General features: G+C 38.2%; 9 protein-coding genes, 1 tRNA gene and 1 rRNA gene. 10 read left to right on the top strand and 1 reads right to left on the bottom strand.

Features of this window, described 5'->3' with window-relative positions; translation table 11 throughout:
• Window positions 1–38 precede the first annotated feature (38 nt).
• A 5S ribosomal RNA gene (rrf, locus tag O3598_RS02715) occupies window positions 39–155 on the top strand.
• A 274-nt stretch (window positions 156–429) separates the two neighbouring features.
• Here rrf and O3598_RS02710 read toward each other — a convergent pair.
• Window positions 430–503, bottom strand: a tRNA-Gly gene (locus O3598_RS02710).
• 136 nt (window positions 504–639) lie between these two features.
• On the opposite strand from O3598_RS02710, the gene O3598_RS02705 reads away from it, so the two are divergent.
• The 9 genes from O3598_RS02705 (at window position 640) to O3598_RS02665 (ending at window position 10,672) form a co-directional block, all read left to right on the top strand.
• Window positions 640–1,965 carry a PepSY-associated TM helix domain-containing protein gene (locus O3598_RS02705; RefSeq protein WP_371451660.1) on the top strand — a complete coding sequence of 442 codons (1,326 nt, stop codon included), beginning with the start codon at window positions 640–642 and terminating at the stop codon, window positions 1,963–1,965.
• A 151-nt stretch (window positions 1,966–2,116) separates the two neighbouring features.
• Window positions 2,117–3,271 (top strand): Na+/H+ antiporter NhaA, encoded by a 1,155-nt coding sequence (gene nhaA, locus O3598_RS02700; protein WP_005378504.1) that lies wholly within the window; start codon window positions 2,117–2,119, stop codon window positions 3,269–3,271.
• Between the two features lie 28 nt (window positions 3,272–3,299).
• Window positions 3,300–4,472, top strand: coding sequence for a Na+/H+ antiporter NhaA (nhaA, locus tag O3598_RS02695; protein ID WP_005380993.1), 1,173 nt, complete (start codon window positions 3,300–3,302; stop codon window positions 4,470–4,472).
• Window positions 4,473–4,496: 24 nt separating this feature from the next.
• Entirely contained in the window at window positions 4,497–5,102 is a 606-nt protein-coding gene (locus tag O3598_RS02690) for a 3D domain-containing protein (protein WP_005380958.1), read from the top strand.
• 140 nt (window positions 5,103–5,242) lie between these two features.
• On the top strand, window positions 5,243–6,067 hold the full coding sequence (gene purR, locus O3598_RS02685) for a pur operon repressor (protein WP_005378496.1): 825 nt from the start codon (window positions 5,243–5,245) through the stop codon (window positions 6,065–6,067).
• Window positions 6,068–6,076: 9 nt separating this feature from the next.
• Entirely contained in the window at window positions 6,077–7,450 is a 1,374-nt protein-coding gene (glmU, locus tag O3598_RS02680; RefSeq protein ID WP_005378511.1) for a bifunctional UDP-N-acetylglucosamine diphosphorylase/glucosamine-1-phosphate N-acetyltransferase GlmU, read from the top strand.
• A 139-nt stretch (window positions 7,451–7,589) separates the two neighbouring features.
• A complete protein-coding gene (locus O3598_RS02675; protein WP_005378517.1) occupies window positions 7,590–8,543 on the top strand; it encodes a ribose-phosphate diphosphokinase in 954 nt (317 codons plus the stop codon).
• Window positions 8,544–8,553: 10 nt separating this feature from the next.
• On the top strand, window positions 8,554–9,132 hold the full coding sequence (gene pth / locus O3598_RS02670; protein ID WP_005378490.1) for an aminoacyl-tRNA hydrolase: 579 nt from the start codon (window positions 8,554–8,556) through the stop codon (window positions 9,130–9,132).
• A 58-nt stretch (window positions 9,133–9,190) separates the two neighbouring features.
• On the top strand, window positions 9,191–10,672 hold the full coding sequence (locus O3598_RS02665; RefSeq protein WP_005380983.1) for an aminotransferase class I/II-fold pyridoxal phosphate-dependent enzyme: 1,482 nt from the start codon (window positions 9,191–9,193) through the stop codon (window positions 10,670–10,672).
• Window position 10,673: the final 1 nt, after the last annotated feature.

Below are 10,673 nucleotides of genomic sequence, written 5' to 3'. Positions count from 1 at the left end.
ACCTTCTATGTGGTTTTCAGAGTACAAACTCTGACAGATTCAGTGGCGATAGCTACGAGGGTCCACCTGTTCCCATCTCGAACACAGTAGTTAAGCTCGTAAACGCCGAAAGTACTTGGCTGGAGACGGCCTGGGAGGATAGGAAGTCGCTGATTAAGCTAAAAAGGCTAACCGTATGGTTAGCCTTTTTTATTATATATACTTACATGTAGAGTCCGACCAGGGCACCTGGGAAAGGTAGGGTGTGAGCTAACAGAGGAGCGTAGCGACGTATGGGAGCCACACATCACCTTCATCCGAACGTAAGATTTCTCCAGCTGCAAAGCAGCGATGAGAAATCCACAGTGAGGAGTGATAGGAAGTCGCTGATTAAGCTAAAAAAGGCTAACCAAATGGTTAGCCTTTTTTGTTATATATTTATATTTTATATGGAGCGGGCGAAGGGAATCGAACCCTCCTCTCAAGCTTGGGAAGCTCGCATTCTACCGATGAACTACGCCCGCATGATGTACATATTGTATCATACTATAATATATACATTCAAGTGGAGCTTGTTTATATACTCTATACCCATAGTGGTTGCTGTATTGTATTGATATAATAATTAATGTATAACATAATGAGGAAGGAGGCATATGTATGTCAAAAATTTATAAAATTCATAAATGGTTATCTATAGTTTCTGTGCTATTTTTCTTAATGTTCTGTATTACAGGTCTTGTCCTTATGTTCCGAACTGAATTAAATGCATGGGCTCAAGGAGGGTCACATCATTCCTCGTCATCAATGGCGATGAGCCAACAAGAAATATCTATTTTTAATTATGCTGATGAAGGTGCCCTATTAGTGAAAGAAAAATATCCGTCTAAGGATATTTTAAATATTTCTCCAGCTATGGGGGCTGCACATATTTTACGGTATCGCATTATTGATTCTTCCGCAACTGTAGCACCTCCAGCGCGTATGGGGATGGGAGGGGATTATGTATTATATAATCCTGAAACAAAGGGGCTTATTACTACGCATCATGAAACGCCTGCACATCCTTGGGTTCGAAGTGTATTACATACACTTCATCAACTACATACACGATTAGACCTTGGTAAAACAGGAATTTATATTGTAACAATTTTATCTTTAGTATGTGGGTTATCTATTATTTCTGGTATTTTTTTATACGGTCCATTTCGTAAAAGCTTTGCCAAATCCACTGTATTGTCTAACTATATGAAATTAAGTACATTACACCGAGAATTTGCTATGGTTGCTACTGTATGGGGATTTATCTTATGTATTACAGGTGTATGGATAGGTGGATTTTTTATTGCTAATGACAGCTATAATGCAGATGTACTACACACTGCAAAGCAAGAACTTTCAGTTGGTCAATCTGACATTTTACAACCATCTGAAGCTATCTCTCGAATTATGAAAGCTTATCCTGATCGTCAGCTTATATCTATAGATTATCCATCTAAATTTAATAATCATCATTATGCATTTTATTTAGGTGCTGAAAATGATGATGATCCAGCTATGTTCTTGGGCCAACCAGTCTATGCTAATTTATATACTGATTCTACTAAGGATATGTATTCTACAAAAAATATCCCCTGGTATTTTACGGGCATGACTACAATGATTAATCTCCATATTCATAATCATAATACAATGGCTCTTAAAATATTATGGGCTATCTGGGATATTGTTCTTATTGTAGGCATTGTGACTGGTATTATTATGACTATTAAAAAGAAATTTGGCAGAGCTAGTGCTACAGAATCTAAAGTATCGGCTGAGATAAAATATGTTTGGCGTACACCAATCTGTTGTGGTACCTTAGTATTACTTGGATTTATTATGCCACTTTGGTCCAATCCAGTTACAAATACTATAGCAGGTATTTGTTTAACTATTCCTCTAGTTGTATTTTTTATTTCTTTAATTAGAGGATTTAATCATTAAGTTATTATATTCTTCCTGTATCTAATCAGCGTGCTTCATCATTAGTTTATTGATTGATTTCGAACTAAAATGATATAATAATATAAATCAACTAGGTTTTTTATGTGTTAAAACCTGTATTTATATTATGATTGAGAAAGTGGAAGTTACTATGAAATATATTAAAGCATTTATTCAGTCTGAATCATCTGGCGGTATTATGCTATTACTTGCTGCGATTCTTGGTGTTATAACTGCCAATTCTCCAATAGCTGAACAGTATTTTTCTCTGATGCATATTTATTTAGGTCCAATGGATGTATTGGAGTGGGTAAATGATGGTCTTATGGCTTTATTTTTCCTATATGTAGGGATTGAAATTAAGACTGAAATGATTTCCGGTGAGCTAAACACCAACTCAAAGAGATTGTTACCAGTTTTAGCTGCATTTGCCGGGGTGGTAACGCCTGCGTTAGTTTACTTCTTAATTGCTGGATCTGTACCAGAATATACGCATGGTTGGGGAATACCTACTGCTACCGATATTGCCTTTGCAATTGGTGTCATTATGATGCTTGGTAAACGCGTATCACAAGCGATGAAGGCATTCCTGTCGGCATTGGCTGTTATCGATGATTTAATTGCTATCATAGTGATTGCCATATTTTATGGTGGTGGTGTAGATTTTCCTCATTTAATCGTTGCTGCTATTGTGACGGGAGCGTTGTGGTATACCAATAAACAAGGCTATGTGAGACCAGTTTTATATGGTGTACTCGGTGCCGTTCTTTGGTATTTTGTTTTAAAATCTGGTGTTCATGCTACTATCGCTGGTGTTGTGTTAGCTATGACTATTCCTGCAATGGGTAAGTTGGATGGAGAAACTGTTTATCCTATGCACGCATGGGCGGATAAATTGAAAAATTGGGTTAATTTTTTGATTATTCCTCTATTTAGCTTCTTAAATGCTGGTGTATCCTTCTCAGATGTTTCTGTAGATCATTTGTTCCACCCTGTTGTTTTAGGTGTTTCTTTAGGCCTTATCTTGGGAAAACAGCTTGGTATATTCTCCGCTGTTTACGTTTTAGTTCAGTCTAAGATTATTAAGATGCCTACTAATACAACATGGCCCGAGGTTTATGGTACAGCCATTGTCTGTGGTATTGGGTTTACTATGAGCTTATTTGTGGCTACATTGGCATTTCCACCTGGTGTAACTCAAGAAATGTCTAAAATTGGTATCTTTATAGGCTCTATTATTTCTGGTTTATTAGGTGCTATAGTTTTAATTGTGGCTTATAAAATAAGATCTATTAAGAACAAATAATAAACTTATCATATTAGGAAGGAATCATATGGAACGGATATTTGTACTTTTACGTTCTCCTGGTTCGGCTACTGCCGTTTTACTAGGAGCTACACTTATTGCCTTAATCGTAGCGAATTCTCCATTGGCAACACAATATATGTCTCTGGTTAATTTAAAACTAGGTCCATTAACAACGATGGAGTGGGTTAATGATGCATTAATGGCGATTTTTTTCCTCTTTGTTGGATTAGAAGTAAAACGTGAATTGGTAAGTGGTGAACTAAATACGAATGCTAAGCGTATCATGCCAGGTATTGCTGCATTATTTGGTGTATTAGTACCTGCTATTATTTACTATCTTATTGCTGGATTTAGTGAAGTTTACGTTCATGGATGGGCTATTCCTACTGCGACAGATATTGCTTTTGCTATAGGTGTAATAACTGCATTAGGCTCAAGAGTTCCTAACTCTATGAAAGTATTTTTGACAGCCTTAGCTGTTATTGATGACTTAATTGCCATCATTGTTATTGCTATATTCTACGCAGCAAATCTTAATCTTTTCTATTTATTTGCTGCTGTAGTTGTAACGGGGTTATTGATTTATTGTAATCGGTCTGGTTACGTTAGATCTTTGTCTTATATCATTCTTGGGATCATTTTATGGTACTGTATTCTTCGTTCTGGCTTGCATGCTACAATGGCAGGCGTAATCTTGGCGATGACAATTCCTGAACGGGGCAAGATTGGTCGTAAATATGTGAGACCAATGCAACATTGGGAACATTATTTATCTAACTGGGTAAGTTTTGTTATTGTTCCAATTTTCGCATTCTTTAATGCTGGTGTTAACCTTGATGGATTTGGTATGGCTGATTTAAGTCATCCAGTTGTTTTAGGCGTTGCATTAGGTCTTGTTTTAGGGAAACAAATCGGTATCTTTGGTGCTATGTTTGGCATGATTAAGTTAGGTATTGTACCTATGCCAGCAGAAGCTAACTGGAAATTTATTTATGGTACATCCATTGTATGTGGTATTGGTTTTACTATGAGTATATTTGTTTCCGTTCTAGCTTTTGATCCAGGTCATGCTCAAGAGATGGCTAAAGGTGGCGTATTGATTGGTTCCATCATTTCTGCTATCATTGGTTATGGCTACTTACGAATTGTAGGGGCTAAACGAAAAGAATGTCATATTGGGGTATATCATAATTGCTAACTTAAGCAATAAAGGGGAATGTACATGATTAAGAGAATTTTAATACTATGTACTGTGCTATGTATGACTAATATGATGGCCTTCGCACAGGCGAAGTCAGTTGATAAGGGACAACGAGGTCATCATGTACAGAAAATTCAAACCATGTTAGTGCATCAAGGATATCTTAATGATTCAGCAGATGGTATTTTTGGGCATAACACTGAATTAGCAGTACGTAAGTTTCAAAAGGCTAAAGGGCTCGCTGTAGATGGGCGTGTAGGTACGGCTACGATGAGTGCTTTAGAAAAGGAAGAAACTCGTTTTGGCGATTCCGCCATTTCGCGTAGTCATAATGGGGTTCCCAATAAGTATGTACGCGTTATGACGATGCATGCTAGTGCATATAGTGCTCAAGACCCAGGAAATAGCAATTATACGGCAACTGGCAGTCGCTTAAAAAAAGGTATTGTTTCAGTAGATCCACGGATTATACCATTAGGTACAAAGATGTTTATTGAAGGTTATGGCTATGCCGTGGCTGATGATGTTGGCGGAGCTATTAAAGGTAGCCGTATTGACCTAGCCTTTAATTCTCGTGCAGAAGCTTTGCGATTTGGTCGTCAAACTGTAAAAGTATATATTTTATAACTATATATAAACTGTTGAAAGCTCTAGTCTATGACTAGAGCTTTTTCCGAATTATATATTTTTTCTCAATGCGAATATTCGGAAATTCATGGTATAATATAGATATCAATATAAATCGAGTATTCAGCAAAGGAAGGCTTATGAATAAAGTTCGACGTGTTGAAAGAATGGTGGCAATGACTAAATTATTAGTCGATTCTCCACAAAAACTTATATCTCTTAATTATTTTTGTGATTTTTTCGGAATGGCGAAATCTACAGTAAGTGAAGATTTAACCTGTGTCCGTCAATCGATGGAACATTTTCAGTTGGGTACTCTAGAAACGGTAGCGGGGGTAGCTGGCGGTGTTCGATTCATACCTCATCGAAAAGGCGAGCAGGCCAATGAAATCTTACGCGATGTGCAGCAACGTTTGCGTGAACCAGATCGTATTATTCCCGGTGGATTTATTTATATGTCGGATATTTTATATGATTGGCATGTGATGACTCGGTTAGGCGAAATTATTATGACTCGCTTTGTAGATCGCAATCCAGATTATATTTTGACGGTAGAAACAAAAGGGATTCCTTTGGCGGTTATGGTGGCTAGGGCTTTCAACAAGCCACTTGTTATCGCGCGTCGTGATAGTAAGGTTACAGAAGGATCTGCCATTAGTATTAACTATGTAACGGGTTCATCTGGTCGAATTCAAACGATGACATTAACTAAACGCGCTATTCCACAAAATGCGAAGGTGCTAATTATTGATGATTTCATGAAGGCTGGCGGTACGGCTAAAGGCCTGACCGAGCTTGTACATGAGATGAATGGTAAAGTGGTGGGAACAGGTGTTCTAGTGGCTACTGCTGAACCAAATCCTAAGTTAATCAATGATTATGAATCACTATTTACGTTCCATGGCATTGATGAAAGTACAAATGAAATTCACATCGAACCTGTATTTGATACGATTGATAGATAGGAGTTTACTATGAATATTGCAAGTCTTATTTTAGCAGCTGGTAAGGGTACACGAATGAAGTCCAAATTGCCAAAGGTACTTCATAAAGTTGGCGGTAAAGCTATGGTTGAACGCGTTCTAGAAACTGTTCAATCTCTTGGAACCGATAAGGATGTTGTTATCGTTGGCTTTGGTGGTAATGCAGTACAAGACTATCTAGAAGGTCGTGCTGAATTTGTACGTCAAGAAGAGCAAAATGGTACAGGTCATGCAGTAAAAATGGCCGAACCTGTATTAGGATCTTTTGATGGCACTATTTTATTGTTGTGTGGGGATACGCCACTCGTAACTAAGGAAAGTTTAGAAGCTCTTTTAAAAGAACATACTGCATCTGGAGCAGCGGCTACAATTTTAACGGCCCATATGCCAGATCCAACAGGTTATGGACGTATCATTCGTAACGAAGACGGTCATGTGGTACGCATTGTAGAACAAAAGGATGGCAAACCAGAAGAGTTAGCTGTACAAGAAGTTAATACTGGTATGTATGCTTTTGATAGTAAAAAACTATGGCCTTGTCTTAGCCTATTATCCGACGATAATGCACAAGGTGAACTGTATATTACAGATGTGGTTGGTATTCTCGTAAATGGCGGCGATAAAGTAAGCGCTTATATGACTGAAAATTTTGAAGAATCGTTAGGGGTAAACTCTCGCTTGCAATTGGCTGAAGCAGAATCTATTTTAAAACATCGTAAAAATGTAGAATTAATGACCGCTGGCGTAACGATTATTGATCCTGATAATACCTATGTAGCACCAGAGGTTACTGTGGGGTCTGATACAATTCTACATCCTGGTACCGTTTTAGAAGGCAATACGGTGATTGGTGAAAATTGTGAAATTGGACCTCATACACGCTTGACGAATGTAACTGTTGGCAATAATACAGTAATTCATTTTACCTATGGTCATGACTGCGAAGTAAAAGATGGCGTAGATATTGGTCCATATGTTCATTTGCGTCCTAATACGGTTATTGGCAACAAGGTTCATATTGGTAATTTCGTTGAGGTTAAAAATTCCAATGTTGGGGAAGGCACCAAATTCCCTCATCTATCCTATATTGGCGATAGCGATGTAGGTTCTGGTGTCAATATTGGTTGCGGTACGATTACGGTAAATTATGACGGAAAAATCAAGCATCGTACAACTATCGGCGACGGTGCATTTGTAGGCTGTAACAGCAATTTGGTAGCACCTGTTACAATTGGTAATTATAGCTATGTAGGTGCAGGTTCTACGATTACAAAAAATGTTCCTGATAAGGCATTAGCTGTAGGTCGTAGCAAGCAAATTGTGAAAGAAAATTGGGTTACAGACGATACTTTCAAAAAGAAATAGGAATTTATTAAAAATTTTTCACACAAGATAGGAAAAATAGTATACAATAATAAGGCAATAAGGTTGTATATCTGTAATATTCCGTTACATATACATTGAGTAACTAACTAAGATTACGGAGAAATGAAAGGGTATCAAAATGGCATTTGAAGACGGCAAAAAACTTAAGATTTTCACAGGTAACGCAAATCCAGAGTTGGCAAAGGAAATTTGTGATTATTTAGGTTTGCCTTTAGGTGAAGCGTTTGTAGGTCGCTTTAATAATGGCGAAGTACAAATTATGATTGATGAAAGCGTACGTGGCAAAGATGTATTTATCATTCAACCAACTAGCTATCCTGTAAACGATAATTTAATGGAATTAATGGTTATGGCTGATGCGTTAAAACGTGCTTCTGCTCGTCATATTACAGCTGTAGTTCCTTACTACGGTTATGCTCGCCAAGACCGCAAAACTCGTGGTCGTGAACCAATTACTGCAAAATTAGTAGCAAACTTGATGCAAACTTCTGGTATTACACGTCTTGTAACAATTGACTTGCATGCAGGTCAAATTCAAGGCTTCTTTGATGTGCCAGTAGATCATTTATATGGTGCATCTATTTTAGCTAAATACATTAATGAAAAAAATCTTGAAGATGTTATTGTAGTATCACCAGATCTTGGCGGTGTTACAAGAGCTCGTGATTTGGCTGACCGCATTGGTGCACCAATTGCAATCATCGAGAAAAAACGTCCTGAACCAGGCGTAGCTAAAGTTATGAACCTCATTGGTGATGTAAAAGGCAAAAACTGTATCATCGTTGATGATATTGTAGATACAGCAGGTTCTCTTGTAGAAGGTGCTAAAGCATTAAAAGAATTTGGTGCTAAATCTGTTATGGCTGCTGTTACCCATGCTGTATTAACAGATCCAGCAAGTGAACGCATTGCAAACTCCAACATTAAAGAGCTTATCGTAACAAACACAATGCCATTACCAGAAAATTGCAAATTAGACAATGTAACGCAACTATCTGTAGCGCCATTATTGGGCGAAGCAATTATGCGTATCTTTCATGAAGTTTCAGTAAGTAATTTATTTGATAAATAATAGGTGATTCTTGAAGTTAGTAGTAGGCCTTGGTAATCCAGGCAAGCAATATGAAGCGACAAAACATAATATTGGATTTATGGTCATCGATGCCATTGCAGATAGCGTTTCTCACACTCCTTGGAGGGAAGAACAAAAGGCAGAGGTGTGCAGTATTAATGTAGCTGGTGAGAAGGTATTGCTTGTAAAGCCTCAAACATTTATGAATGCAAGTGGTGAGTCTGTAGGTCCATTGATGCGGTACTATAAGATTGATCCATCTGATGTGTATTGCATTTATGATGATATGGATTTACCGGTAGGCAAATTACGTATTCGACCAAATGGTAGTTCTGGTGGGCATAATGGGATTAAATCTTTAATCTCCCATATAGGAACAGAAAATTTTCCGCGTTTTCGCGTAGGTATTGGTCGTCCATTACCACAATGGACCGTCATTGATCACGTGTTAGCACCATTTAGTGAAGAAAATCAAGAGAAAGTACAAAAAGGTATCAAAGACACAGTAAAAGCTGTATTAGGCACCTTAGAGGTGGGCATAGACAAAGGGATGAATCAGTTTAATCCTAAGCGTCGTCCACAGCGATAAATAACATGCATAAGGGCATGAGTCTCATTGAGATTCATGCCCTTTTTACGAGGTATATATGAGCAATCAAGAAAAAATGCCTTTTGTAGAGGCTTTAGAATCATATAAGGAACAACATTTTGTGCCTTTTCATACACCTGGTCATAAGATTGGTGTTGAAGCGCCTCAGTTACTAAAGGAATGGATGGGAGCAGCACTGCCATATGATTTAGGGGTTATGTATGCTCTAGATGATCTACATGAACCTGAAGGAGAGTTAAAAGAGGCGCAAGACTTAACTGCTGAATTATATGGAGCTGATGATTGCTGGTTCTCTATTAATGGCACAACCGCTTTAATTGAAGCGATGATTATGGGGACAGTAGGTCCTGATGAAACGATTATCATTCCTCGAGAAGCACATCGTTCCGTTATTAGTGGATTAGTGTTATCTGGTGCAAAGCCTGTTTATATGGATTGCCAATTTGATGATCGGTGGGGTATCCCTCTAGGTGTATCAGTGGAGGATGCTATTAAAACCATGGATGCTCATCCAGAGGCTAAGGCGATTCTCTTAGTGTATCCAAACTATTATGGTGTAGGTGTAGATATTGTAAACATCGTACAAGAAGCACACAAACGAGGGATGATTGTTCTTGTTGATGAAGCGCACGGACCTCATTTACCATTTTCAGAAAATTTACCTGTTGAAGCCATTGCGTCAGGTGCAGACTTAGTGGCACAAAGCACGCATAAATCGGTAGGTTCTTTGACGCAAACCTCTTGGCTATTAGGGCAAGGCGATTTAATTAATAAACGCCGCATTACACAAATGCATCAGATGTTACAAAGTACGAGTCCTAATTATATATTTTTAGCTTCCCTTGATATGGCGCGCCATCAGTTGGCTACGGAAGGTAGAAATTTGGTAAATCATGCTGTGTCATTAAGTTTACAACTACGACGTGCATTGGAAGCCATAAAGGGCATTTCTATCATGTCAAGCAAGGATGTAGATAGACCTAACTATGATGTAACAAAGGTGTTGATTGATGCCAAGGAATTGGGGCTTACCGGTGTGGATTTCGAAAAACGATTACGTGCTCACCATATCGAAGTTGAACTTGTGCAGGCGCATCATGTGTTAGTACTCATCACGATAGGTGATACAGAAGAATCTATCATGACTCTTGTAAAGGCTGTACAGGCTATAAGCGATGAGATTTGTAGTAAGTCATCCTTAACAAATCGTGCTGGTGAACAAATAGAGGAACGTACTGAGACTATTCAGTCAGCTACCATTCTGCCTACTCCTGTTGTACGTATGACACCGAGGGAAGCCCTTTATAAGGATCGTAAATCCTGTATGTTTGAGGCGGCGTTACATCATATTTGCGGTGAAACCATTGCTTATTATCCACCGGGAATTCCTTGTATAGCCGTAGGTGAAGAGATTACAGAATCTGTGTTACAATATATACAACAACGGCGTGTATTGGGGTATATGCCAAATGGTGCAGCCGATATGAATTTAGAAACGATACAAGTTGTAGAGGAGTAGA

Origin of the sequence: Veillonella atypica (genome assembly GCF_041431435.1) — a bacterium.
GTDB lineage: Bacteria > Bacillota > Negativicutes > Veillonellales > Veillonellaceae > Veillonella > Veillonella atypica.
Note: the sequence above shows the minus strand (reverse complement) of the source record. Positions and strands in the feature narration are given on the sequence as shown.

Bases quoted from the DNA above. Each gene is read 5' to 3' on its own strand.
- nhaA (WP_005378504.1), top strand. From the start codon at position 2,117: ATGAAATATATTAAAGCATTTATTCAGTCTGAATCATCTGGCGGTATT.
- O3598_RS02675 (WP_005378517.1), top strand. From the start codon at position 7,590: ATGGCATTTGAAGACGGCAAAAAACTTAAGATTTTCACAGGTAACGCA.
- O3598_RS02665 (WP_005380983.1), top strand. From the start codon at position 9,191: ATGAGCAATCAAGAAAAAATGCCTTTTGTAGAGGCTTTAGAATCATAT.
- glmU (WP_005378511.1), top strand. From the start codon at position 6,077: ATGAATATTGCAAGTCTTATTTTAGCAGCTGGTAAGGGTACACGAATG.
- O3598_RS02705 (WP_371451660.1), top strand. From the start codon at position 640: ATGTCAAAAATTTATAAAATTCATAAATGGTTATCTATAGTTTCTGTG.
- purR (WP_005378496.1), top strand. From the start codon at position 5,243: ATGAATAAAGTTCGACGTGTTGAAAGAATGGTGGCAATGACTAAATTA.
- nhaA (WP_005380993.1), top strand. From the start codon at position 3,300: ATGGAACGGATATTTGTACTTTTACGTTCTCCTGGTTCGGCTACTGCC.
- O3598_RS02690 (WP_005380958.1), top strand. From the start codon at position 4,497: ATGATTAAGAGAATTTTAATACTATGTACTGTGCTATGTATGACTAAT.